At 69.3% G+C, this 23,990-nt stretch carries 24 protein-coding genes and 1 riboswitch; of the genes, 3 read left to right on the top strand and 21 right to left on the bottom strand.

From position 1 onward, the window contains the following. Positions 1 to 82: 82 nt before the first annotated feature. The 5 genes from cobD to cobO all read right to left on the bottom strand — a co-directional run bounded on the left by cobD (position 83) and on the right by cobO (position 4,648). The gene (cobD, locus tag BLU22_RS11345; protein ID WP_090214528.1) at positions 83 to 1,075 is read right to left on the bottom strand and encodes a threonine-phosphate decarboxylase CobD; all 993 of its coding nucleotides are present in this window, start codon (positions 1,073 to 1,075) and stop codon (positions 83 to 85) included. After that, positions 1,068 to 1,976 (bottom strand): adenosylcobinamide-phosphate synthase CbiB, encoded by a 909-nt coding sequence (gene cbiB / locus BLU22_RS11340; protein WP_090214526.1) that lies wholly within the window; start codon positions 1,974 to 1,976, stop codon positions 1,068 to 1,070. Before cbiB ends, cobD begins: the two co-directional genes overlap by 8 nt. After that, a complete protein-coding gene (gene bluB, locus BLU22_RS11335) occupies positions 1,973 to 2,662 on the bottom strand; it encodes a 5,6-dimethylbenzimidazole synthase (RefSeq protein ID WP_090214523.1) in 690 nt (229 codons plus the stop codon). Before bluB ends, cbiB begins: the two co-directional genes overlap by 4 nt. Positions 2,663 to 2,729: 67 nt before the next feature. Further along, entirely contained in the window at positions 2,730 to 4,025 is a 1,296-nt protein-coding gene (locus BLU22_RS11330; RefSeq protein WP_090214521.1) for a cobyrinate a,c-diamide synthase, read from the bottom strand. After that, positions 4,025 to 4,648 carry a cob(I)yrinic acid a,c-diamide adenosyltransferase gene (gene cobO, locus BLU22_RS11325; protein ID WP_090214518.1) on the bottom strand — a complete coding sequence of 208 codons (624 nt, stop codon included), beginning with the start codon at positions 4,646 to 4,648 and terminating at the stop codon, positions 4,025 to 4,027. Before cobO ends, BLU22_RS11330 begins: the two co-directional genes overlap by 1 nt. A gap of 107 nt (positions 4,649 to 4,755) precedes the next feature. Beyond that, positions 4,756 to 4,979, bottom strand: a riboswitch (cobalamin riboswitch). Between the two features lie 215 nt (positions 4,980 to 5,194). On the opposite strand from cobO, the gene BLU22_RS11320 reads away from it, so the two are divergent. After that, positions 5,195 to 5,644: a bacteriohemerythrin gene (locus BLU22_RS11320; RefSeq protein WP_090214517.1), complete on the top strand. Its 450-nt coding sequence runs from the start codon at positions 5,195 to 5,197 to the stop codon at positions 5,642 to 5,644. An 83-nt stretch (positions 5,645 to 5,727) separates the two neighbouring features. Here the strand turns inward: BLU22_RS11320 and BLU22_RS11315 are convergent, their stop codons facing one another. From BLU22_RS11315 to ppsA, 8 genes are all read right to left on the bottom strand, one after another. Beyond that, positions 5,728 to 6,708 (bottom strand): OmpA family protein, encoded by a 981-nt coding sequence (locus BLU22_RS11315; protein ID WP_090214513.1) that lies wholly within the window; start codon positions 6,706 to 6,708, stop codon positions 5,728 to 5,730. A gap of 100 nt (positions 6,709 to 6,808) precedes the next feature. Beyond that, entirely contained in the window at positions 6,809 to 7,399 is a 591-nt protein-coding gene (gene sigX, locus BLU22_RS11310) for an RNA polymerase sigma factor SigX (RefSeq protein ID WP_090214510.1), read from the bottom strand. A 96-nt stretch (positions 7,400 to 7,495) separates the two neighbouring features. Next, positions 7,496 to 8,320: a mechanosensitive ion channel family protein gene (locus tag BLU22_RS11305; protein WP_090214508.1), complete on the bottom strand. Its 825-nt coding sequence runs from the start codon at positions 8,318 to 8,320 to the stop codon at positions 7,496 to 7,498. Between the two features lie 2 nt (positions 8,321 to 8,322). Further along, entirely contained in the window at positions 8,323 to 8,574 is a 252-nt protein-coding gene (locus tag BLU22_RS11300; RefSeq protein ID WP_090214505.1) for a CrfX protein, read from the bottom strand. 60 nt (positions 8,575 to 8,634) lie between these two features. Continuing rightward, the gene (locus BLU22_RS11295; RefSeq protein ID WP_090214502.1) at positions 8,635 to 9,633 is read right to left on the bottom strand and encodes a zinc transporter ZntB; all 999 of its coding nucleotides are present in this window, start codon (positions 9,631 to 9,633) and stop codon (positions 8,635 to 8,637) included. Between the two features lie 52 nt (positions 9,634 to 9,685). After that, the gene (gene rraA, locus BLU22_RS11290; RefSeq protein ID WP_090214500.1) at positions 9,686 to 10,171 is read right to left on the bottom strand and encodes a ribonuclease E activity regulator RraA; all 486 of its coding nucleotides are present in this window, start codon (positions 10,169 to 10,171) and stop codon (positions 9,686 to 9,688) included. Positions 10,172 to 10,333: 162 nt separating this feature from the next. After that, positions 10,334 to 11,317 (bottom strand): alpha/beta fold hydrolase, encoded by a 984-nt coding sequence (locus BLU22_RS11285; RefSeq protein ID WP_090214498.1) that lies wholly within the window; start codon positions 11,315 to 11,317, stop codon positions 10,334 to 10,336. 71 nt (positions 11,318 to 11,388) lie between these two features. Then, on the bottom strand, positions 11,389 to 13,758 hold the full coding sequence (gene ppsA, locus BLU22_RS11280; RefSeq protein WP_090214496.1) for a phosphoenolpyruvate synthase: 2,370 nt from the start codon (positions 13,756 to 13,758) through the stop codon (positions 11,389 to 11,391). A 163-nt stretch (positions 13,759 to 13,921) separates the two neighbouring features. On the opposite strand from ppsA, the gene ppsR reads away from it, so the two are divergent. Continuing rightward, complete coding sequence (gene ppsR, locus BLU22_RS11275; RefSeq protein WP_090214493.1) at positions 13,922 to 14,740, top strand: posphoenolpyruvate synthetase regulatory kinase/phosphorylase PpsR; 819 nt, start codon at positions 13,922 to 13,924, stop codon at positions 14,738 to 14,740. A gap of 68 nt (positions 14,741 to 14,808) precedes the next feature. Here ppsR and BLU22_RS11270 read toward each other — a convergent pair whose 3' ends face one another. From BLU22_RS11270 to ppc, 8 genes are all read right to left on the bottom strand, one after another. After that, positions 14,809 to 15,138: a ComEA family DNA-binding protein gene (locus tag BLU22_RS11270; protein WP_090214491.1), complete on the bottom strand. Its 330-nt coding sequence runs from the start codon at positions 15,136 to 15,138 to the stop codon at positions 14,809 to 14,811. A 181-nt stretch (positions 15,139 to 15,319) separates the two neighbouring features. Next, positions 15,320 to 16,087, bottom strand: a complete 768-nt coding sequence (locus tag BLU22_RS11265; protein ID WP_090214488.1) for an NYN domain-containing protein — start codon at positions 16,085 to 16,087, stop codon at positions 15,320 to 15,322. A 30-nt stretch (positions 16,088 to 16,117) separates the two neighbouring features. Beyond that, positions 16,118 to 16,891: a class I SAM-dependent methyltransferase gene (locus BLU22_RS11260; protein ID WP_090214486.1), complete on the bottom strand. Its 774-nt coding sequence runs from the start codon at positions 16,889 to 16,891 to the stop codon at positions 16,118 to 16,120. Positions 16,892 to 16,952: 61 nt separating this feature from the next. Further along, positions 16,953 to 17,801: an EamA family transporter gene (locus BLU22_RS11255; RefSeq protein ID WP_090214483.1), complete on the bottom strand. Its 849-nt coding sequence runs from the start codon at positions 17,799 to 17,801 to the stop codon at positions 16,953 to 16,955. A 260-nt stretch (positions 17,802 to 18,061) separates the two neighbouring features. Continuing rightward, positions 18,062 to 18,916 (bottom strand): DUF72 domain-containing protein, encoded by an 855-nt coding sequence (locus tag BLU22_RS11250; RefSeq protein ID WP_090214479.1) that lies wholly within the window; start codon positions 18,914 to 18,916, stop codon positions 18,062 to 18,064. 3 nt (positions 18,917 to 18,919) lie between these two features. Then, positions 18,920 to 19,594: a tRNA (adenosine(37)-N6)-threonylcarbamoyltransferase complex dimerization subunit type 1 TsaB gene (gene tsaB, locus BLU22_RS11245; protein ID WP_090214477.1), complete on the bottom strand. Its 675-nt coding sequence runs from the start codon at positions 19,592 to 19,594 to the stop codon at positions 18,920 to 18,922. 89 nt (positions 19,595 to 19,683) lie between these two features. Then, positions 19,684 to 20,331, bottom strand: a complete 648-nt coding sequence (gene adk, locus BLU22_RS11240) for an adenylate kinase (RefSeq protein ID WP_090214474.1) — start codon at positions 20,329 to 20,331, stop codon at positions 19,684 to 19,686. A gap of 288 nt (positions 20,332 to 20,619) precedes the next feature. Beyond that, positions 20,620 to 23,259: a phosphoenolpyruvate carboxylase gene (gene ppc, locus BLU22_RS11235; protein ID WP_090214471.1), complete on the bottom strand. Its 2,640-nt coding sequence runs from the start codon at positions 23,257 to 23,259 to the stop codon at positions 20,620 to 20,622. A gap of 155 nt (positions 23,260 to 23,414) precedes the next feature. Here ppc and BLU22_RS11230 point away from each other — a divergent pair, with 155 nt between their 5' ends. Continuing rightward, positions 23,415 to 23,759, top strand: a complete 345-nt coding sequence (locus tag BLU22_RS11230) for a pilin assembly protein (protein ID WP_090214469.1) — start codon at positions 23,415 to 23,417, stop codon at positions 23,757 to 23,759. Positions 23,760 to 23,990 lie beyond the last annotated feature (231 nt).

The raw sequence follows: 23,990 nt of genomic DNA, 5'->3' as shown, positions 1-23,990 counted from the left end.
CGCGGTTTTCTAGCGGCAACGAGGCAACAGCCGGGCTGGTGGGCAATCGCTGCGCGAGTGGCCCACCCTACGGGACGTGGGCTCATGGCTGGCGGTACTCGGCCAAGGCCTGGGCCAGGCGCTGCCAGTCGGCGTCGCTGCCCGGCAGGCCGAAGCGCAGGCTGGTTGGCTCGTTGAACAGGCGCACGAGGATGCCGCGGCGGGCGAGGAAGTCGTGCAGCGCGGCCGCATCGGGGTACGGCAGCCACTGGAACAGCGCGGTGCCGCCGGCAGGCGGCAGGTCGTGGGCACGCAGCAGCCCGGCCAGCGCGGCGCCCTGGCGCTGCAGCTCGGCGGCGCGGCGCCGGCGGGCGCCGGCCTGTCCGGTGCCCAGCGCCTGCAGACCGAGCGCCCGGGCCGGACCGCTGACCGGCCAGGGACCGAGCGCCTCGCGCAGCCGCGCCAGCAGCGTCGGCGCGGCCAGCACGAAGCCCAGGCGCACGCCGGCCAGGCCGAAGAACTTGCCGAACGAGCGCAGCACCACCAGCCCCGGCCTGTCGCTGTGCGCGGCCAGGCTGAGTTCCGGCGTGCAGTCGGCGAAGGCCTCGTCGACCAGCAGCAGGCCACCGCGCGCCGCCAGCCGCGCGTGCCAGTCGAGCAGTTGCGCGACGGCGAAGCGCTCGCCGGTGGGGTTGTTGGGATTGGCCAGCACCAGCGCGTCCAGATCGTCGAGCGCCGCGTCGATGGCCGCCGCGGACAGGCGCACCAGCTCATGGCCGGCGCGCTGCCAGGCCTGGGCGTGTTCGGCGTAGCTCGGCGCCAGCACGCCGACCCGGCCGCCCGGCAGCAGCTGCGGCAGCGTCTGGATCGCCGCCTGGCTGCCGGCTACCGCCAGCGCATGACGGGCGCCGTAGGCAGCGCAGGCGGCCGCTTCGAGGCCGTCGTCGTCCTCGGGCAGGCGCGCCCAGACCTCCAGCGGGATCGACGGCAGCGGCCAGGGCTCGGGGGCGATGCCGGTGGACAGGTCCAGCCAGTCGGCCAGGGGAATGCCGTAGCGCTGCGCCGTCGCACGCAGCCGACCGCCATGTTCAAGCATGCAGCCAGCCTCCCAGCAGCACGACGACCAGCCACAGCGCCACGCCGCGGCGCAGCAGGCTGAGCGCGCCGGCGATGCTCTCGGCATCGGCCGGCGCGCCTTCACCCAGCGCCGGGCGCTGGTGGACTTCGCCGTGGTAGACCGCCGCGCCACCCAGCTCGACGCCAAGGGCCCCGGCGCCGGCAGCCATCACCGGCCCGGCGTTGGGGCTGTCCCACTGCGGCGCCTGGCGGCGCCAGCAGGCCAGCGCGCGGCGGGTCTGGCCGAGCAGCGCGTAGGTCAGCGCGGTGAGGCGCGCCGGCACGTAGTTGAGCGCATCGTCGATGCGCGCCGCCGCCCAGCCGAAGCGTTCGAAACGCTCGGTGCGGTAGCCCCACATGGCGTCGAGGGTGTTGGCCAGGCGGTAGAGCACCACCCCCGGCGCGCCGGCCACGGCGAACCAGAACAGCGCGGCGAACACCGCGTCGCTGCCGTTCTCCAGCACCGACTCGGTGGCGGCGCGGGCCACGCCGTGCTCATCGAGCGCAGAGGTATCGCGGCTGACCACCCGCGCCACGCCGGCGCGCGCCGCCGGCAGGTCGCCACGACGCAGGGCGTCGAGCACCGGCAGGGCGTGCTCGTGCAGGCTGCGCAGGCCCAGCGCCGCATAGAGGGCGAGGATCTCCAGCGCCCCGCCGAGCAGCGGCAGCTGCACCAGCCCCCAGGTCAGCACGGTGAGCGGCAGCACCGCCAGGCACCAGGCGCTGACGCCGTGGCTGCGCCAGCCGCCGCCGTGGGCGTTGAAGCGCGCTTCCAGACGCTCGGCCAGGCGGCCGAACAGCACCAGCGGGTGATGGCGGCGCGGCTCGCCGAGGGCCACGTCCAGCGCCACGCCGGCGCACAGGGCCAGACCCAGGCTCATGGCTGCTGCCCCCAGCGGTTCTCGTAGAGCATCGCGGCCAGCGGCCGCTCCTCGGCCCAGCCCTCCTCCACCAGCATCGGTCGCGGATAGAACGCCTCGACCGGGCCGAGGCAGAGCAGCGCCAGCGGTTCGGCGCCCTCCGGCAGGCCGAGCAGCTCGGCCAGTGCGAGCGGGTCGAACAGCGACACCCAGCCCATGCCCAGGCCTTCGGCGCGGGCCGCCAGCCAGAGGTTCTGGATGGCGCAGGACAGCGAAGCCAGATCCATCTGCGGCAGGGTGCGGCGGCCGAAGATGTAGCGCTCGCGGCCGTCCATCAGGCAGGCCACCAGCAGCTCGGCGCTGTCCTCGATGCCTTCGACCTTGAGGCGCATGAACTCGTCGCTGCGCTCGCCGAGGGCCTCGGCGGTGCGCGCCCGCTCGGCCTCCACCAGCGCCTTGATCTGTTGGCGCAGCGCGCGGTCGGTGATGCGGATAAAACGCCACGGCTGCATCAGGCCGACGCTGGGCGCCTGGTGCGCGGCGTCGAGCAGGCGGGCGAGCAGCTCGGGGGCTACCGTGCCGCCGCTGAAGTGGCGCATGTCGCGGCGCTCGGCGATGGCGCGGTAGACCGCGGCGCGCTCGGCGGCGCTGAAGGTGTGGGGGTTGCCGGCAAATTCCGGCCGCTGACTGGGAGCTTCGTCGTTCATGGTCGAGCCTTGGGCGGCAGCGGCGCGGCGCACGGCCGAGGCGCTGCCGGAGGATTCGCCACGGCGCTCATGGCCGCAGCAGGGCGGCAGCCGCGCGCGGTGCCGAGGGCAGATAGAAGTGGATGTAGCTGGCGGTCAGCCGGCCGCTGCGGTACAGCGGCTCGCGGGTGCGCCGGTAGTTGGGGCATTCGCCGTGGGTCAGCGGCGCCTGCGGGCTATCCATCCGCGAGTGGTGGTAGCTGTGGCCGCGCAGGCGCTCGCCGTCCAGTTCGACCTCCTGCATGGCCAATGCCACCAGTTTCGGCTGCATGACCGCCTCGCCCGGCAGCAGGCCGAGCATCGGCGCGCGCTGGCCATGCACGTCGGTCAGACCGTCGAGCAGGTAGAGCATGCCGCCGCATTCGGCGAGGATCGGCTTGCCGGCGGCGTGATGGACACAGATCGCCGCACGCATTGGCGCGTTGTCCGCCAGACGCTGCAGGTGCAGCTCCGGGTAGCCGCCGGGCAGGTAGAGGCTGTCCACCTCGGGCAGCCGCGCGTCGGCGAGCGGCGAGAAGAAGTGCAGCTCGGCGCCCAGCTCGCGCAGCAGGTCGAGGTTGGCCGGATAGACGAAGGCGAAGGCGGCATCGCGGGCCACGCCGATGCGCACCCCGGCGAGCAACGGCGCGCAGTCCAGCGGTGCCGGGGCGGCGAACGTCACCGGCGCCGGCAGGTGCAGCGCGGCGCTCTGCGCCAGGCTCGCCGCGGCGCGTTGCAGGCGGGTGTCGAGGTCGTCCAGCTCGGCGGCCTGCACCAGCCCGAGGTGCCGGCGCGGCAGCTCGATGGCCGCCTCGCGCGGCAAGGCGCCATACCAGGGCAGGTGCGCCGGCAGGCAGGCCTGCAGGATCTCGCCGTGGCGTGCGCTGCCGACCCGGTTGGCCAGCACGCCGGCGAACGGCAGATCGCTCTGGTAGCTGGCCATGCCGTGGGCGATGGCGGCGAAGGTCTGCGCCATGGCGCTGGCGTCGATCACCGCCAGCACCGGCACGCCGAAGCGCCGCGCCAGTTCGGCGGCCGAGGGGCTGCCGTCGAACAGGCCCATCACCCCTTCGATGAGGATCAGGTCGGCCTCGCCGGCCGCCTGCCACAGGCGCCGCCGGCACTCCTCCTCGCCGACCAGCCAGAGGTCCAGCGGGTAGACCGCAGCGCCCGAGGCGCGGGCGAGGATCATCGGGTCGAGGAAGTCCGGACCGCATTTGAACACCCGCACCCGCAGCCCCTGGTCGACGTAGTGACGGGCCAGCGCGGCGGTGACGGTGGTCTTGCCCTGTCCGGAAGCGGGCGCGGCGACCAGCAGGGCCGGGCAGCGGCGCGACGCGGCCATCAGAACTCCACCCCCTTCTGCGCCTTCACCCCGGCCTGGAAGGCGTGCTTGACCAGCGCGATGTCGCTGACCGTATCGGCCGCCTCGATCAGGCCGGGCAAGGCGCCGCGCCCGGTGATCACCACATGCTGCATCGGCGGACGCGCGGCGAGGTCGGCCAGGACGCGTTCGAGCGGCAGGTAGCCGTGCTTGAGGGCGATGTTCAGCTCGTCGAGGATCACCAGGGCGATCTGCGGATCGCCGAGCAGTTCGCGGGCCACCGCCCAGGCCGCTTCGGCCTTCTCGATGTCGCGCTGGCGGTTCTGGGTTTCCCAGGTGAAGCCCTCGCCCATCACGAAGTAGCGCACCTCGTCGGGGAAGCGGCGGAAGAAGGCTTCCTCGCCGGTGGTCGCGGCGCCCTTGATGAACTGCACCACGCCGGCCTTGAGGCCGTGGCCGAGGGCGCGCGCCAGCATGCCGAAGGCGGCGCTGCTCTTGCCCTTGCCGTTGCCGCTGTTGACCAGCAGCAGGCCGCGCTCGGCGCTGGCTTCGGCGATCCGTGCGTCGATCAGCGCCTTCTTGCGCTGCATGCGCGCCACGTGGCGCTGGTCGCGTTGCTGGTCCTGGATGTCGCTGTCGTGCATGTCTGTCTCCGCTGTGCGCTCCCCGCGCAGGGTGGCCACGCAGGACGACAGCGACGACGGGCGACGGCGGCGAGCGCCGCACCACCCGACGGCCAGCGCCCTCCGCGATACCGTGGATGCCACAGGCCGGTCTCCGGGCTCGCGAGTGGCGCCTGTCGCGCCCGAAACCGCGCCTTCCCGTGCCAAGCACAGTGGCCCATGCGGTTTCTCGACTCGCCTACCGTTGCGGGGGCAGCGCCGGCCTGGTCCGCGATGGCAGCGAACGCACCGGCTTCCCTGTTTCACCCCGCCGAGCCGGCGGCTGGGGGGCACCTGAAGCAGGCCGGCAGGTTAGAGACTTGTGTGACGGGCGTCAAACGCGCGTCCGCACACGCCATCGCAGAACAAATGTGCCGGGCGTCACAGTTGGCGCACGGACTGCGGCAGAGCCCGCGTCCCTCATGTGGTCTTTCGCCGCAGCCCGTGCTATGAAACGGCCTGCACCGCCCATAGCGGCACGCAGCCATCGGCACATGACCGCCAGACGTCAAAAGAAAGGAATGCAGCATGGGGATCGTCATTTCCTGGTCGCCGGAATTCGCCACCGGCATCGACATCATCGACGAGCAGCACAAGCGTATCTTCGAGTATCTGGCGGAGATCGATCAGGCCATCACCACCCAGTCGGTCGAGGCGGTGGAGCACGTGATCCACGAGCTGATCGACTACGCCATCTCTCACAACACCTTCGAGGAGAGCCTGATGGAGAAGGCCGGCTATCCCATGCTGGATGCCCACCATCAGGTGCACGAAGCCTTCAAGGCACGCGCCCATGGCTATGCCCAGCGCCTGGAAAACGGCCAGGACCCGTTCCGACTGGCCCGCGAGGTGCGCACCGACATCGGCCTGTGGCTGATGAACCACATCAAGCGCGAGGACAAGCACTACGCGCCCTTCGTCAAGAAGAGCCTCGACGGCGGCTTCGTCTCGCGGATGCTGGGCAAGTTCTTTCGCTGAAACCTGCGCAACGACGGCGCCACAAACGACAAGGCCCGCATCTTGCGATGCGGGCCTTGTGCGTTCAACGCCTGGTCAGCCGATCACTGCTTGATCTGGGCTTCCACTTCGGCCTCCACGCGACGGTTCACCGCGCGGCCGGCGTCGGTGGCGTTGTCGGCGACCGGGCGGGACTCGCCGTAGCCGACCGAGTTGACGCGACCGGCATCGACGCCGTACTGGTTCACCAGCACCTGGCGCACGGCCGCGGCACGGCGCTCGGAGAGCTTCTGGTTGTAGGCGTCGGTGCCGACGGAGTCGGTGTGACCTTCAACCACGGTGGTGGTCTGCGGGTACTGGTTCATGAAGTCGGCCAGGTTCTGGATGTCGCCGTAGCTTTCCGGCTTGACCTGGGCCTTGTCGAAGTCGAACTTCACGTCCAGCTCGACACGCACCACTTCCGGTACCGGCTCGGCCACCGGAGCCGGCGCTTCGACCAGCGGAGCCGGCTCGGCCACCGGAGCCGGGGCCGGCTGGCTGCCGCCACCGAAGTTCATGCCAACGCCGACGCCGGCCATCCACTCGGTCTGCTCCTGATCCAGACCGTGCATCATGTCCAGACCAGCCTTGAGCAGGACGTTCTCGGAGACGTAGTACTTCACGCCGGTACCGACGGTAGCCAGGGTGCTCTTGTTCTGGCCGCGGCCGTAGGTGTTGTCCAGCTCCTGGTGGGCGAAGCCGGCGGACACGTAGGGACGCAGGCTGCGCACGCCCGGAGTGCCGAAGTGGTAGGCGGCTTCCAGGGCGGTCAGGTGGCCGTCGATTTCCTGGCCACGGGCCAGGCCTTCGCCTTCCAGGCTCTTGTAGACACCGTGGGACAGGTTCAGCGACACGTCGTCGGTCAGGAAGTAACCGAGGCTGCCACCGAACAGGTTGCCGTTGGTGATGTCGTGGGTGCTGTCTGCGAAGTAGCGCTTGCCGAACGCCTCGACTTCGACCGAACCCTGGCCCTGTGCCAGAGCGCCCAGCGAAGTTGCGGCAACCAGAGAACCAATGACCAGGCCCAAGGTGTTTTTCAGTTTCATCCGTTAAATCCCCATCTAGGTAGTTTGCAAGCTGCCACCGTCAGACCGGCAACAAGGCAGATAGTTTAACACGCGGCTTGGAAGCGCCGGAAATCCTCGCTCAGTCTTCCGCGCCAGTGCCGAACTTTTCGCGCAGACGATCCAGCGCGCGCTTGTAGCGCATTTTGGTGGCACTCAGGCCCATGTGCATGATGTCGGCGATCTCCTGGAACTCCAGTTCGGCGACGAAACGCAGCACGAGAATCTCGCGATCGATCGGGTTGACGTGCGCCAGCCAACGGTCGAGCCCGCCGCGCTCCTCGATCTTCGGCGTCTTGTCCTCGGAGGCTTCCTCCTGAGGGTCGAGACTCAGCGCATCGATCAGCCGCCGCTTGCGCCGTTCCTTGCGGTACTGGGTGATGCACTCGTTGTAGGTGATGCTGTACAGCCAGGTCTTGAACTTCGACTTGCCTTCGAAGTTCTTCAGCCCGTAGAGCACCTTGAGCATGATTTCCTGACAGACATCGTCGGCATCGCGGTCATTGCCCAGATAGCGCGCACAGACATTGAACAAGGTGCGCTGATAACGGCGCATCAGTTCCTCATAAGCGCGCGTGACATGGAACAGCTCCTCGCGCGCACGCTGCACCAGCTCCTCGTCGGTAAGCTCGCGGGGGTCGTAGCGCAGGGACTGGGGGTGGGGCTTGTTCAAGCGAATCGGGCCGGCATCGGGTCGTCAGGGGGAGGCCCACCACTAGGGGCGGGCGAAGGGACAGCCGGGTAATCTAGCAGGAAACCCGCAGAGAATTCAGCGACTACGCACCTGTTGCGACAGGAGGAGGCTGTTGCTGAGGGTGACCAGCTCGCCCTCCTCGTCCAGCAGGATGGTCTTCACCGTGCCGATTTCCTCGATGGTGCCCTCGATCTCGCCGACGCGGATCTGCTGGCCGACCTCGTAGAGTTCGCGCAGGTAGATGCCGGCGACGATCTGCGCCACCACCTCGCGACTGCCCAGCCCCAGCGCCAGCGCCAGCGCCAGGCCTACGGCGGCGAGCACGATGGCGATGACGATGTTGAGCAGCTCGGTCTTCACTTCCAGCTGGCCGATGGCCACCGAGATGCTGATGACGATCACCATGGCCTGGGCGATGCGTCCCAGGCTGCTGCCGTACTCCAGCCCCACGCCTTCGGCGGCGCCGCGCACCAGGCCGCTGGCCAACTGCGCCAGCAGCACGCCGGCCAGCAGGACCAACGCCGCGCCGAACACCTTGGGCAGGTACAGGGCGAACAGGTCGAGGGTCGCCGAGACCCGCTGCAGGCCCAGGGACTCGGCGGCCGAAACCAGAAACACCAGCAGCACGAACCAGTAGACGATCTTGCCGATCAGCGTCGACACCTCGATCTTCAGGCCGGCGCGCTCGAGCAGTTTGGTCAGCCCGGTGCCGGCCAGCAGGCGGTCGAGGCCGAGCTTGCCGAGCAGCTTGGACAGCAGGGTATCGAGCAGCTTGGCGACCACGAAGCCGAGCACCACCACCAGCACGGCGCCCAGCAGGTTGGGAATGAAGCCGGCCAGCTTGCTCCACAGAGTGCTCATCGCGCTGAGCAGGCCTTGGGTCCAGATATCGAATTCCATCTTCACTCAGCCTTATGCGCCGGTGGCGCAGGAGTACGCAGACGACGGGTGGCCGACACCTTGTGACGGGTCGTGCCGCTGTTGAGGGCGATCGTCAGCGCGTCGAACCAGTGTCCGAGCAGCTTGAACAGATCGCCCACGCCGACCTGACGATTGGCGGTCTTCAGCACGCGATCCAGGCGGGCGCTATCGGCCGATTCGGCGGCCTTGCCCTTGAGCAGGTCGCGCAGGGATTCTTCGAAGGGATCGTGCATGGTTGAGGCAACCCCCGGGAGGTGTTCCATCAAGACGCGAAGCGCACGCCGCGGGTCACATTACAACCAGCGCAGGCGGCGGAACAGCCACCACTGGAACGCCGCCATCAGGGCGATCAGCCCGCAGGCGGCGAAGAAGCCCAGCGGATGCTCGGCGCCGGGAATCCCGCCCAGGTTGATGCCGAGCAGGCCGGTGACGAAACTCATCGGCATGAAGAAGCCGGTGACGATACCGAGCATGTACATGGTGCGGTTCATCCGCTCGGTGACCCTGCGGTGCTCGGCCTCCTGCAACAGGCTGACCCGCTCGCGGGCCAGCTCCAGCTCTTCGAGGTGGCGGGTCAGGCGGTTGTGCAGTTCGCTCCAGCGGTCGCAGTCGTCCGCGGCCAGCCAGGACAGGTGGTTGCGTGCCAGCTGGGCGTAGATCTCGCGCTGCGGCGCCAGGTAGCGGCGCAGGCCGGCGGCGCGGCGGCGCAGGGCCAACAGCAGACTGCGGTCGGGTACCGCCTTCTCGTTGGCCTCCAGGGCATCTTCGACACCATCGAGCTGCTCGCCCAGATCGGCAATCAGCGCATCCGCCCCATCGGTTAGGGCACCGGCGAGAAACAGCATCACCTGCGAGGCGGTGCGCGGGCCCTCGCCGCGCTCGAAGGCCTCGCACAGCGCCGTCACGGCCCGCAGCGGGCGCTGGCGCAGGGAGATCACCTGGCGCACATCGACATAGATGCGCAGGGATACCATGTCTTCGGGCGCGGCGCCGGGATTGCGATTGACTCCGCGCAGGAACACCAGCAGGCGTTCGGCGCCCAGCGGCACCAGCCGCGGCCGGGTCGCCTCTTCGAGCAGCAGGTCGCAGGCGAAGGGGCTCAGCCCGCTGGACTCGCGCAGCCAGCCACGCGCCTCCGGCACGCCGCGATCCCAGTGCAGCCACAGGCTCTCGCCGGGACGCAGGTCGAGGACATCCAGCGCATTGCGGGAAATCCGCCGCGCACCGCCCTCGCCGTCCAGCACGTAGCCGTGGACCAGGCCGCGCTCGCTGGCGTGGATTTCGCTGAACATGGCGTCTGCCCGGCCGACCGTCGCACCTCAGAGGGCGCCGGTCGGCAGCGGATCACTCCGGCATCGCCAGGGCGTCGGGGGAGACGATCACGCCGTTGTTGTCGGCATAAAGGTACTCGCCCGGACGGAAGGTCACGCCACCGAAGGTGACTTCCACGTTCAGGTCGCCCAGGCCGCGCTTCTCGGTCTTCATCGGGTGGGAGGCCAGCGCCTGCACGCCCAGATCGGTCTGCGCGATGACGTCGACGTCACGGATGCAGCCGTACACCAGGATGCCTTCCCAGCCGTTCTTGGCGGCCTTCTCGGCCAGCATGTCGCCGAGCAGGGCGCGGCGCAGCGAGCCGCCACCGTCGACCACCAGCACCTTGCCGCGGCCATCCAGTTCGACCTGCTCCTTGACCAGCGAGTTGTCCTCGAAGCATTTAATGGTGACGATCTGGCCACCGAAGGAATCGCGGCCGCCGAAGTTGCTGAACATCGGCTCGACGACGTGAACGTAGGGGTAGGCGTCGCAGAGGTCGGGGGTCACGTATTGCATGTAAGGCTCCTTGCAGGGGGAATGGATGCCGCGGCACCCGCCGGCACGGTGGCGCGAAACAGGCCACCATGGACGGCTAGCCCGCCCTCGGCGGGACAGTGTCGCGGTCCGGGCAACGGTACGCTGAGGCCCGATCCTAGCGGCAAGCCGGCCGCCAGGGAACTAGGCAAACGTCGCGGATGCCTCGCCGACCGTCGCGGGCAGGCAGCGATGCTGCAGCCAATGCTCGATCAGCGGCCAGACCTCGCGCGGCGCATGACGCCCGGCCAGCATGCCGGCATGCCCGTAGTCCTCGGCAAAACCCTGCGCCCTGCCCAGGCACAGATAGGCTCGCGGCGCGGCGGCAAAACACTCCAGCAGCTCGCGGCAGGCACCGGCCGGATCGGTGCGATCACCCGCCCCGGCCACCGCCAGCACCGGGACCTGCAGCGTGCGTAGAGCGGCAGCCCAGTCCTCGCCCGCGACGCCGAAGCGCCCCCACAGGCCATACCAGCGCAGCGCATCGCACACGATGCCGAGCGGCTCGTCTTCCGGCCCGAGGGACTGCCGGCCGGCCGACAGTTGTTCGCGCCCGCGCAGCCACAGGCGCAGCGCCCAGACCAGCGGCGGCACCTTCAGGCTCCAATGCAGGCGGCGGACCTGGCAGCCGAACAGCGTCAGCGAAGCCACCTGCCCGGCCGCCAGCGCACCACAGCCCAGCGCCGCGACGACGCTCAGGCCGCCCAGCGAGTGCCCCAGCCAGTGGGCCGGCCGGCCACACTGCTCGGCGACGAAGGCGGCGATGGCCGGCAGGTCGTGACGCGCGTAGTCGCTCATGCAGTTATTGCGGTAACGCTGGTTGCGCGGCGACAGGCCGTGGCCGCGCATCTCCGCCAGCCAGACATCGAAACCGGCACGCGCCAGCCAGGCGCCCAGACCGTGGCCGCCCGCCGAATACCAGCAACGCCGATTGGCGAAGCCGCCATGCAGCAGGATCACCGGCACACCGCGCCGTGCGGCGCCGGCCAGACCCAGGCGGGTCAGCGCCAGCTCCACCGAGCGGTCGGGACTGTTATTGGGCTTGAGACGGTAGACGTCTTCGACGAGATCGCCGCGCAACTCGGCGGAAACCAGCGCGACGGGAAAGAGTTTGCTGCTGCTTTGCATGCGTTCGCTGTTCTGTACACGCAAAAAGGGCGGGTTGCCCCGCCCTTTCGCTTACACCATGAGCGCCGGAATCACGCCTGGCCTTCGGCGAGGAAGAACCAGGTATCCAGTACCGAGTCCGGGTTCAGCGACACGCTGTCGATGCCCTGCTCCATCAGCCAGCGGGCCAGGTCCGGGTGGTCCGACGGACCCTGACCGCAGATGCCGATGTACTTGCCGGCCTTGTTGCAGGCCTGGATGGCGCTGGACAGCAGCTTCTTGACCGCCGGGTTACGCTCGTCGAACAGGTGGGCGATGATTCCCGAGTCGCGATCCAGACCCAGGGTCAGCTGGGTCAGGTCGTTGGAGCCGATCGAGAAGCCGTCGAAGAACTCGAGGAACTCCTCAGCCAGCAGGGCGTTGGACGGCAGCTCGCACATCATGATCACGCGCAGGTCGTTCTCGCCGCGCTTGAGGCCATGGCTGGCCAGCAGGTCGATGACCTGGGAGGCTTCGCCCAGGGTGCGCACGAACGGGATCATGATCTCGACGTTGGTCAGGCCCATCTCGTTGCGGACCTTCTTCATCGCCCGGCATTCCAGCTCGAAGCAGTCGCGGAAGCTCTCGCTGATGTAGCGCGAGGCACCGCGGAAGCCGAGCATCGGGTTCTCTTCTTCCGGTTCGTAGAGCTTGCCGCCGATCAGGTTGGCGTACTCGTTGGACTTGAAGTCGGACATGCGCACGATGACCTTCTTCGGCCAGAAGGCGGCGGCCAGGGTGCTGATGCCCTCGACCAGCTTCTCGACGTAGAAGCCGACCGGATCGTCGTAACCGGCGATGCGCTTCTCGACGCTGTCCTTGATCTCCGCCGGCAGGCTGGCGAAGTTGAGCAGCGCCTTGGGGTGCACGCCGATCATGCGGTTGATGATGAACTCCAGGCGCGCCAGGCCGACACCGGCGTTGGGCAGCTGGGCGAAGTCGAAGGCACGGTCCGGGTTGCCGACGTTCATCATGATCTTGAACGGCAGGTCGGGCATGGCGTCCACCGAGTTCTGGCGCACGTCGAAGCCCAGCGCACCCTCGTAGATCAGCCCGGTATCGCCCTCGGCGCAGGACACGGTGACCTGCTGGCCATCGCTGAGCACGTGGGTGGCGTTGCCGCAGCCGACTACCGCCGGAATGCCCAGCTCGCGGGCGATGATCGCCGCGTGGCAGGTACGCCCGCCACGGTTGGTGACGATGGCGCTGGCGCGCTTCATCACCGGCTCCCAGTCCGGGTCGGTCATGTCGGAGACCAGCACATCGCCCGGCTGTACCTTGTCCATCTCGCTGACGTCGTGGATCACCACCACCTTGCCGGCGCCGATACGCTGGCCGATGGCGCGGCCTTCCACCAGCACCTTGCCCTTTTCCTTGAGCAGATAGCGTTCCATGACGTTGGCGCTGGAGCGGCTCTTCACGGTTTCCGGGCGGGCCTGGACGATGTACAGCTTGCCGTCGTCACCGTCTTTGGCCCACTCGATGTCCATCGGGCGACCATAGTGCTTCTCGATGATCAGCGCCTGCTTGGCCAGCTCGGTGACCTCGGCGTCGGACAGAGCAAAGCGGGCGCGGTCGGCACGGTCGACGTCGACCACCTTGACCGACTTGCCGGCCTTGGCTTCGTCGCCGTAGACCATCTTGATCGCCTTGCTGCCCAGGTTGCGACGCAGGATGGCGGGACGACCGGCCTCCAGGGTCGGCTTGTGGACGTAGAACTCGTCGGGGTTCACCGCGCCCTGAACCACGGTCTCGCCGAGACCGTAGGCGCCGGTGATGAACACCACGTCGCGGAAGCCGGATTCGGTGTCGAGGGTGAACATCACCCCGGCGGTGCCGGTTTCCGAGCGCACCATGCGCTGCACGCCGGCGGACAGGGCGACCAGCTTGTGGTCGAAGCCCTGGTGTACGCGGTAGGCGATGGCACGGTCATTGAACAGCGAAGCGAAGACTTCCTTGGCGGCGCGGATCACGTTGTCCACGCCACGGATGTTCAGGAAGGTCTCCTGCTGGCCGGCGAAGGAGGCGTCCGGCAGGTCTTCGGCGGTCGCCGAGGAGCGCACGGCCACCGCCATGTTGTCGTTGCCGTTGGCCATCGCGGCGAAGGCGCTGCGGATATCGGCATCCAGCTGGGCGGGGAACTCGGCGTCCATCACCCACTGGCGGATCTGCGCGCCGGTCTTGGCCAGCGCGTTGACGTCGTCGACGTCGAGGGCGTCGAGGGCGGCATGGATGCGGTCGTTCAGGCCGCTCTGTTCGAGGAAGTCGCGGTAGGCCTGGGCCGTGGTGGCGAAGCCGCCCGGTACGGAAACGCCCGCGCCGGCGAGGTTGCTGATCATCTCGCCCAGGGAGGCGTTCTTGCCCCCTACGTGCTCTACATCGTGGACGCCGAGCTTATCGAGGGAAACTACGTACTCTGCCAAGGTGACTTCTCCCCTAAGTGTGTGCAGAAACCGCTTTTCAAGCGGGGCCGAGCTTGTGGCCGACCCCGGCAAAATAAGTAAGAATGCCGCAGGACCGCGAGCGGCTGCCGACAGCCGTTCCATGATAGCCGGGAACGATTCCCATCCTGTAGACAGGGCGCCCATGAAACGCACCGCTTTCTTTATCTCCGACGGCACCGGCATTACCGCCGAAACGCTTGGCCAGAGCCTGCTCGCTCAGTTCGAGAATATCAACTTCCACAAGCTGACCCGACCGTACATCGATACGGCGGAAAAAGCGCGGGCAATGGTACAGCAAATCAATGCCGCTGCCGAGGCGGACGGGGTCCGCCCGATCATCTTCGACACCATCGTCAACCGCGACATTCGCGAGGTACTGTCGCATTGCAACGGCTTCATGGTCGACATCTTTTCGACCTTCCTGTCGCCGCTGGAGCAGGAGCTGGCCTCGCACTCTTCCTATTCGGTGGGCAAGTCGCACTCCATCGCCCACAACCCCAACTACATGGAACGCATCGATGCGGTGCATTTCGCCCTCGACAACGACGACGGCGCGCGCACCCATTACTACAACAAGGCCGACCTGATCCTGGTCGGCGTATCGCGCTGCGGCAAGACCCCGACTTGCCTGTACATGGCCATGCAGTACGGCATCCGCGCCGCCAACTACCCGCTGACCGAGGACGACATGGAGCGCCTGCAACTGCCGACGGCGCTCAAGCCCTACAAGGACAAACTGTTCGGCCTGACCATCGACCCCGACCGCCTCGCCGCGATCCGTCACGAGCGCAAGCCCAACAGCCGCTACGCCAGCTATGCTCAGTGCGAGTTCGAGGTGCGCGAAGTGGAAAGCCTGTTCCGCCGCGAGAACATCCCGTTCATCAACTCCACCCACTTCTCGGTCGAGGAAATTTCCGCCAAGGTGCTGGTGGAGAAAGGCGTCGAGCGCCGCCTCAAGTAAGCCGCAAACGACGAGGGCGACGCATTGCGCCGCCCTCGTCAGTCAACCGCCACGATCTGCTTGAGGCGTCAGTCGACGCTCAAGCGATCGCGGTTCTTCTCCAGGATCGCCGGACCGATCCCCTTCACTTCCAGCAACTCGTCCACCGCGGCGAACGGCCCCTGGCTGTCACGGTAGGCGACGATGGCCTGCGCCTTGGCGGCACCGACGCCGCTCAGCTCGCGGGCCAGGGTCTCGGCATCGGCGCTGTTGAGCGATACCTTGGTCACCTGTGCCACCTGCACCTGCGGCGCGGTGGCCGGCGCAGGTGCAGGTGGCTCCGTCGGCGCGGCATGCGCCGCGAGGGAAAAACCGGCCAGCAGGGCGAACACCAGGGAAGAAAGACGCAGTCTGCTCATGCTTTACAGTCCTTTGCAGCTATTTGGGAGGGGCGGCCGATCCACGCCGGCCGCTCCCTCACGCTAGCCCAGCCATTCCCCTCTGCCAGCAGCGAAACATCCGCGCCGCATCTTTATCGCGACAGCGTGAAGCCCTTGGCAGCTCTCCTGCGATGCACAGCGCAGCTCATCGGCACCGGCATCAGCCCTGGGCGCGACGCTTGTAACGCACCTGCGGATGGTTGCCGACCCGCTTGATCTCGAACAGGTCGATGGCGGCAAACAGATCGACCAGCCGCGCATAGCCGTAGTTGCGCGCATCGAAGCTGGCCTGGTTGCCGATCCGCGAGCCGACCACGCTCAGGTGCGCCCAGCCTTCGTCGTCGGCGGCGAAGGCCACCGCGTTGCGCAGCAGGTTCATCAGCCGCGAATCGCCCTTGAGTTCCTTGCCGCTGCGCCGGCAAGCCGGTGCGACCGACTGCGGCTCGCAGATTCCCTCGCCGCCCGCCGGCCTGAGCGGCTGGATGACCACGGCATCGGGCAAATCGTCGAGGAACACGAAGCGCGAGCAGGCGTTGACGTAGGGCTCCGGCGACTTGCGCTCGCCGAAACCGATCACCTGCTTGCCCTCGGCGCGCAGGCGGGTCACCAGCGGGGTGAAGTCGCAGTCCGAGGACACCAGGCAGAACACCTCCACCGGCTTGCTGTGCAGCACATCCATGGCGTCGATGGCCATCGCCATGTCGGTGGCGTTCTTGCCCTTGACCAGGTCGAACTGCTGGATCGGCTGGATGGCGTTCTCGTGCAGCACGTTGACCCAAGACTCCAGGCGCGGGCTGCGCCAGTTGCCGTAGGCACGGCGGATCGACACCACACCGAGCGCCGCCAGCTCGGCGATGATGTCGTCGATCTTGCGGCTGGGCGAGTTGTCGGCGTCGATGAACAGGGCTACGCGGACGTTCTGGGTCATGGCGATCTCCATGTCGATGACCGCCCCAGCCTACCCCTTCAGGGCTTTTTTCGCATAGACGTCGTAGCGGCTGGACTTGCCGTCGAGCTGGTGCGACGGGCGCGCGGCATCGATGCATGGCGCCTTGCGCGGCCGCTTGACCACCACCCGATGGCTGGCCAGCGCCAGCGCCGCGGCGAGCAGCGCCGGGGCGTCGAGATCGTCGCCGACCAGCGGGCGGAACAGGCGCATCTCCTTCTTCACCAGGGCACTCTTGTCGCGATGCGGGAACATCGGGTCGAGATAGACGACCTGCGGCGGCGTCTCCGTCCAGGTCTGCAGGATCTCCACTGCATTGCCGCAGATCAGCCGCATCCGCGCGACGATCGGCGCCACCTCGGGATCGCGCGCCGCGCGCGCCAGGCCGTCTTCGAGCAGCGCGGCGATCAGCGGCTGGCGCTCGACCAGGGTCACCGTGCAACCCAGACTGGCCAGCACGAAGGCATCGCGGCCCAGCCCGGCGGTGGCGTCCAGCACCTGCGGGCGCACGCCGGACTGGATACCCACCGCCTTGGCGATCATCTGCCCGCTGCCGCCGCCGAACAGCCGGCGATGGGCCGCGGCGCCCTCGACGAAGTCGACGCGCACCGGCCCCGGCGCTCCCGGGCCCAGCTCGACCAGCTGCAACCCGTCATCGCCCAGCTGCAGGGCGAACTCGGCCTCGCCCTCCTGCGCCAGCCCCAGACGCTCGGCCCAGTGCCGGGCGGCGCTCGCGTGGGCGGGACTCAGGGCTTCGACTCGAACGCGAACGGGACTGGCAGACATCGGGGCTTCCACGGCAGACAACGAAAGGCCGCCATTCTGCCAAAGAATCCACCGCCCCGCCTCAGCGCGCGGCGGCGCGACCGAGCAGCACCCAGGCGATGCCGCCGAGCACCAGCACCCCGGCCAGCAGCAGGCGCAGCTCGACGGGCTCGCCCAGCAGCAGCGCGCCCAGCAGCGCCGTGAGCAGCGGCACGCTGAGCTGCACGGTCGCCGCCTGGGTAGCACGCAGCGCCGGCAGGGCGGCGTACCACAGCGCATAGCCGAGCCCCGAGGTCAGCGCCCCCGACAGCAGGGCGAGCAGCACGCCGGTGCCGCTCAGCTGCGCCGACGGCCAGGCCAGCAGGGCCAGCCCGCCGGCCAGCGGCAGACTGCGCACGAAGTTGCCGGCGGTCTCCGCACCGGCATCGCCGGCACCGCGGCCGCGCAACGAATAGACGCCCCAGGCCACCCCGGCCAGCAGCATGACCAGCGCCGCCGGCGCCGGGGGCGCGCCGGCACCGGGCAGCAGCAGCACCGCCAGGCCCAGCGCCGCCAGCAGCAGGCCGCCCCACTGCCCGATGCCCAGCCGCTCGCCGCGCCACAGCCCCCAGAGGATCATGCTGGCCTGCACCGCGCCGAACAGCAGCAGCGCTCCCGTGGCGGCGGACAGTTGCAGATAGGCCCAGGAGAAGCCGGTGGCATAGACGAACAGCGCCAGCGCCGAAGGCAGGCTGCCGCCCAGCGCTCCGCCCGCCGGGCGGCGCAGGCGCACGATCAGCCACAACGCCAGGGCGCCGCTGGTCAGACGCAGGACCGTGAAGCTGGCGGCGTCGATATGCGCCTCGCGCAGGGCGATGCGGCACAGCAGCGAATTACCGGCAAAGGCCAGCATGGCCAGGGCGACGAGCAGCGCCAGGCGTGGCAGGGGCATGGCAGACATCCGGTCTGTGGAGGTGCGCCGAGGGTAGCGCGAAAGCGCCGGCGCGCGGAGCGCGACTTTGGATCGACGCGTGCCGGCGTATCGGGCCCCGCAGGGAAGCTCGGCCGCGCGAAGCTCCGGCAGGGCGCAGGCAGCGGTACTTACCGGTCGTTATGCGCATTCCCAGGCGCTTTGCAACGCCGCCTGAACGAGCGCTGGCCTCTCTCGCCGGCGCCCAGGCCCGGCGCATGCTCGATCCTCTGCGGCGCGCCCTACAACAGCCCCAGCTGTTCGCCGCCGGTATCCTCGGCCAGCGCCGGCAGGCCGGGCAAGCGGGCCATCAGCTGGGCATGGAAGCGCCGCGCCAGCTCAGGCGCGCGGTGGTTGTCCGGGGTATGCAGGTAGACGTGCGGGGTGCGGCCTTCCTCGATCCAGGCGGCGACCTTGTCCACCCAGGGGGCGAGGAAGGCATCGTTGGCGACCAGCTCGGGATGGCCGATGAAGCGCACCTGCGGCGCCATCGTGAAGGCCGCCGGGCGCGGCGGCAGACGCGGCTTCTTGCTCTGCGCATGCAGAACCGCCGGACTGCGCTCGGTGCAACTGAACAGCGCCCGCGAGTCGAGGCCGATGCGCTCCACCCCGCGCCCATGGAGCAGGCGATTGAGCGCCCGCTCCTCCTCGCCGCGGGCGAAGAAGGCCAGGTGGCGCACTTCCACCGCCAGCCCATGCGGCGCCGCCAGGCCATCGATGAAGGCCGCCAGCTCGGCCAGCCGGGCCGGAGCGAAGCTGGCCGGCAGCTGCAGCCACAACGGCGCGATCCGTGCACCCAGCGGCGCCAGCAGGGCGACGAATTCGGCCGCGGCAGCCAGTTGCTCGCGCAGATCGCCGGTGTGGCTGACGTCGCGCGGCAGCTTGGCGCAGAAGCGGAACTGCGCCGGCATCAGCTGCGCCCAGCGCGCCAATGTTGCCGCCGCGGGCCGGGCATAAAAGGTGGTGTTGCCTTCCACTGTGTTGAACACCCGGCAGTAGTCGGCGAGGAAGTCGCGGCTGGCGCTGCCCGCCGGGTACAGGCTGCCGCGCCAGGCCGGCTCGTTCCACGACGGACAGCCGAGGAAGTACGGCAGCACGGCTCAGGCCTTCTTCGGCGTCGCCACGTTGTCGCGCAGGTACACCGGCTGGGCCTCTTCGGCGGGCCGCGCCTCGCCGCGCGCCCAGGCGAAACCGGCGAGGCTCAGCAGATCGACGGCATGGGGCAGCAGGCCGGCGTCCCGCCCGGCGACCTCGACCGGAATGCGCGCGGCGAAGGTCCAGCCGGTGCCGGCGCCGAACCATGCGCCGCCGGCATCGCGCGGCAGGGCGACCTGCTCGGGTGGCAGCACCGCCTCGACGCCGGCCAGACGCATCTCGCCGTCCTCCAGGCGATAGCAGCCCCAGTACAGCTCGTCCATCCGCGCATCGATGGCCGCGGCGACCTGGGTCGCGCCCTGCTCGCGGTGAGCGCGCTGGGCGAGCACCGCGAGGTTGGAGATCGGCAGCACCGGCCGCTCCAGGGCGAAGGCCAGGCCCTGGACCACGCCGACGGCGATGCGCACCCCGGTGAAGGCGCCCGGTCCGCGGCCGAAGGCGATGGCGTCCACCGCGCTCAGGGCGATGCCGGCCTCGGCGAGCAGCTCCTGGACCATCGGCAGCACGCGCTGGGCATGCAGGCGCGGGATCACCTCGTAGCGACTGAGCACCCGGCCCTCGTGCAGCAGGGCGACGGAACAGGCTTCGGTGGCGGTATCCAGGGCCAGCAGGGTGGTCATGACGGGTATCCGGTGATGGCAAACGGGGCGGGCATTGTAAATGCAAACGGCCCGCACAGGGCGGGCCGTTCGTGGCAGCGGCGGAGCGATCAGCTCAGCGCGGCGAGCACCTTGGCGGTGATTTCCTCGACGCTGCCGACGCCAGGGACGCAGGCGTACTTCGGCGTGCCGGAGGCGGCCGCGAGGTTCTGGTAGAAGTCCACCAGCGGCTTGGTCTGCGCATGGTAGAGCTCCAGGCGCTTGCGCACGGTCTCTTCCTGATCGTCCTCGCGCTGGATCAGCGCTTCGCCGGTCTCATCGTCTTGGCCGGCCACCTTCGGCGGGTTGTACTGGACGTGGTAGGTGCGACCGGAGGCCGGGTGCACGCGGCGACCGGACATGCGGCTGATGATCTCGGCGTCTTCCACGGCGATTTCCAGCACGTGGTCGATGGTCACGCCGGCGTCGCGCAGGGCTTCGGCCTGCGGGATGGTGCGCGGGAAGCCGTCGAACAGGAAGCCGTTGGCGCAGTCGGCAGCGGCGATGCGCTCCTTGATCAGGCCGATGATGATCTCATCGGAAACCAGGCCACCGCTGGCCATCACTTCCTTGACCTGCAGGCCCAGCGGGCTCTCGGCCTTGACCGCGGCGCGCAGCATGTCGCCGGTGGAGATCTGCGGAATGCCGAACTTCTCGGTGATGAAACGCGCCTGGGTACCTTTGCCGGCACCGGGTGCCCCCAGCAGAATCACTCGCATCGATATATTGCTCCTGGAACAGATAGAAATGGGGTCTCCGGCCGCCTCGGGCAGGCCGGATGGAATTCAGGGCCATGACATGGCCTCGATCGGCCACCCGTCCCGCTGCCTGTTGGCAGTCGGGGCATGCCGGGCGGCAGGCACAACGACATCTTCGCGCAGCCCTCGTGGGGCTGCCCTGGGAATCTCTTGACCGCCCGTAGCACAAAATGGCACGGCGAAAAAGCAGACCAAAATACACAGCTGCCTGCCCCGACACAAGATGCAGGACGGCCGCCGGGGCATGCCTCAGCCGGTGTTGCGCAGCCCGGCGGCGATACCGGCGACGCTCACCAGCAGGGCCCGTTCGAGCTGGCCGTCGACATGTTCGGCCAGCTTGCGCGAGCGGGCGAGCAGCTCGACCTGCAGCAGGTGCAGCGGGTCCAGGTAGGTGTCGCGCACGCTGATCGACTCGCGCAGCTCGGGGTTGTTGCCCAGCAGCTCGGCCTGCCCGGTCAGGCGCAGCACCTCGGCCACCGCCTGCGACAACAGGTCGCGCAGTCGCTGCCCCAACGGCTGCAGCGCGGCGTCCACCAGGCGCTCGTCGTAGAGCCGGGCGATGCCGCCATCGGCCTTGACCAGTACCATCTCCAGCATGTCGATGCGTGCCCGGAAGAACGGCCAGCGCGCCCGCATGTCGTGCAGCAGCTGCGCCTCGCCGCGCGCCACGGCCTGCGCCAGCGCGGTTTCCCAGCCCAGCCAGGCCGGCAGCATCAGGCGCATCTGCGTCCAGGCGAAGATCCACGGGATCGCCCGCAGGCTCTCGATGCCGCCGCTGCGCCGCCGCGCCGGCCGGCTGCCCAGCGGCAGGCGGCCCAGTTCCTGCTCCGGGGTGGCCTGGCGGAAGTAGTCGACGAAGTCGGCCTCGCCGCGCACCACGCCGCGATAGGCCTGGAGGCCGTCACCGGCCAGCCGCTCCATCAGCGCCCGCCATTCGGGCGTGGGCGCCGGCGGCGGCAGCAGGGTCGCTTCCAGCACCGCGGCCAGATAGAGGTTGAGGTTCTGCTCGGCGACGCCGGGCAGGCCGAACTTGAAGCGGATCATCTCGCCCTGCTCGGTGACCCGGAAACGCCCGGCCACCGAACCCGGCGGCTGGGAGAGGATCGCCGCGTGGGCCGGACCGCCGCCGCGGCCCACCGTGCCGCCGCGACCATGGAACAGCAGCAGCTCGACGCCGCGCCGCGCGCAGACCTCGACCAGCGCTTCCTGGGCGCGGTACTGCGCCCAGGCAGCGGCCAGGGTGCCGGCGTCCTTGGCCGAGTCCGAGTAGCCGATCATCACCTCCTGCGGCCCGTCCAGCCGAGCGCGGTAGCCGGGCAGCGCCAGCAGCGCGTCGACCGCCGCGCCGGCGCGCTCCAGGTCGTCCAGCGTCTCGAACAGCGGCACCACCCGCAGCGGCCGCTGCAGGCCGGCTTCCTTGAGCAGCAGTTGCACCGCCAGCACGTCGCTGGGCGCCCCGGCCATGGAGATCACGTAGGAGCCCAGCGCCGCGCGCGGCGCCTGGGCGGCGACCCGGCAGGTGGCCAGCACCTCGGCGGTGTCCGGCGTCGGCCGGTAATGGGCCGGCAGCAGCGGGCGCGGGTTGTCCAGCTCGCGTTCGAGGAAGGCCAGACGCTGCGCCTCGTCCCACTCGGCATAGGCGCCGAGTCCCAGGTAGCGGGTGATCTCGTCGAGGGTGGCGACGTGGCGCGCGGCGTCCTGGCGGATGTCCAGACGCACCAGGCACAGGCCGAAGGTGTGGGCGCGGCGCAGGCTGTCGAGCAGCGCGCCGTCGGCGATGGTGGCCATGCCGCAGGCGCGCAGCGAGTCGTGGCAGAGCAGCAGCGGCGCGATCAGTTCGTCGTTGTCGTGCAGCACGCCGGCCGGCGGCGCCAGACCGGGTTCGCGCAGCGCCGCCGCCAGCCAGTCGCGGGTGATCAGCAGACGCCGGCGCAGCTGGCGCAACAGGGCGCGATAGGGTTCGGGGGCATCGCCGACCTGCTCGCGCAGCGCCGGGCTGGCGCGGTGCATGGACAGGTCGGTGATCAGCCGCTCGACATCCTCCAGATGCAGCTCGGCAGCCACCCGGCGCGCTTGCAGCAACACCTCGGCGCTGACCTGGGCGGTGACGTTGGGGTTGCCGTCGCGGTCGCCACCCATCCACGAGGCGAAGCGCACCGGCGCGGCGTGCAGCGGCAGGCGCGTCCCGCAGCAGCCCTGCAGCAGGTCGTCGACGCCGCGCAGGAACGCCGGCACCGCGCGCCACAGCGAATGCTGGATCACCGCGAAACCCCACTTGGCCTCGTCCACCGGGGTCGGTTTGCTGCGGCGGATCTCGTCGGTATGCCAGACCTCGGCCAGCAGCCGGCACAGCTGCTGGCGCACCTGGTCGCGCTCGCGCGGCGACAGGTCGTCGTGATCGCGCGCCGCCAGGCCCGCGGCGATGTCGTCGTACTTCTGGATCAGCGTGCGCCGCGCCACCTCGGTGGGGTGGGCGGTGAGCACCAGCTCGATGTCCAGCGCAGCGACCTGGCGAGCCAGCTCCGCCGGGGTGTGCCCAGCCGCCTGCAGCCGTTCGAGCAGCTCGCCGAGCACCCGCTCCTCGAACGGCTGCGGTTCGTCGGCGCGGCGCCGGCGTACCCGGTGGTACTGCTCGGCGATGTTGGCCAGGTTGAGAAACTGGTTGAAGGCCCGCGCCACCGGCAGCAGCTCCTCGTCGGCCAGCGCATCGAGGGTCTGCGCCAGCTGCTGCGCGCCCTCCGCCGAGCCGCGCCGCGCCGCCTTGGCCCCTTTGCGGATGCGCTCGATCTTGTCGAGGAACTCCGCGCCGCGTTCGGCGCGGAAGGTGTCGCCCAACAAGGTGCCCAGCACATTCACGTCCTCGCGCAGACGGGCGTCGATCTCGGCCATGTTCATTCTCCTTATGCCTTTTGCCCGAGCCTGCCGCAGCCACGGGCCGGGTGCAAGTTGCCGGCAGGGCGGCGAGCGGGCGTCTAGTCTTTCTGACAGGGCCGCACGCAGACGACGACCTGCACGACAGCATTACAGGCCCGGGAGACAGAGCGATGAAGATCCGTGATCTGGTGAGTGCATGGGAAGCCAGCGCCAAGGGCACCCTGAGCAAGCAGACCTACTGCATCCCGCTGGATCTGGAGTCGGCCGCCCGCCTGGCGGCGCTCGGCGAGATGTACCCCAAACGCCACGCCGAGGAACTGCTCGGCGAGCTGGTCGGTGCCGCGCTGCAGGAGCTGGAGGCGAGCTTCCCCTATGTCAGGGGCAGCAAGGTGGTGGCCACCGACGAGCAGGGCGATCCGGTCTACGAGGACGCCGGCCTGACGCCGCGCTTCCTCGCCCTGTCGCGCAAGCATTTGCAGCGCCTCGCCCAGCAGGTCGAGGACAACGACTACTGAAAAAGCGGTACCCGTAGTCGCTGATCAGCAGGAGTCCCGCGAGGGATTCACGCCGGGCCGGAGACCTCCGCCCCGGCCCAAGCCCGTGTCAGCGCGTTTTGCCGCGCCGGCCTGACAATCCGGGCGACAACGGGCACACTGGAGCCGTCCGCGCACCGCACCGCCCGTCACACCAGTGCAACCCCGGCCGGTGCGCGCAGTCTCACCCTGCCCGTCACGCACCACGGATAT

Origin of the sequence: Pseudomonas guangdongensis, from assembly GCF_900105885.1 — a bacterium.
GTDB classification, from domain to species: domain Bacteria; phylum Pseudomonadota; class Gammaproteobacteria; order Pseudomonadales; family Pseudomonadaceae; genus Geopseudomonas; species Geopseudomonas guangdongensis.
The sequence above is the reverse complement of the archived record's forward strand: the minus strand, read 5'-3'. Positions and strand labels throughout refer to the sequence as shown.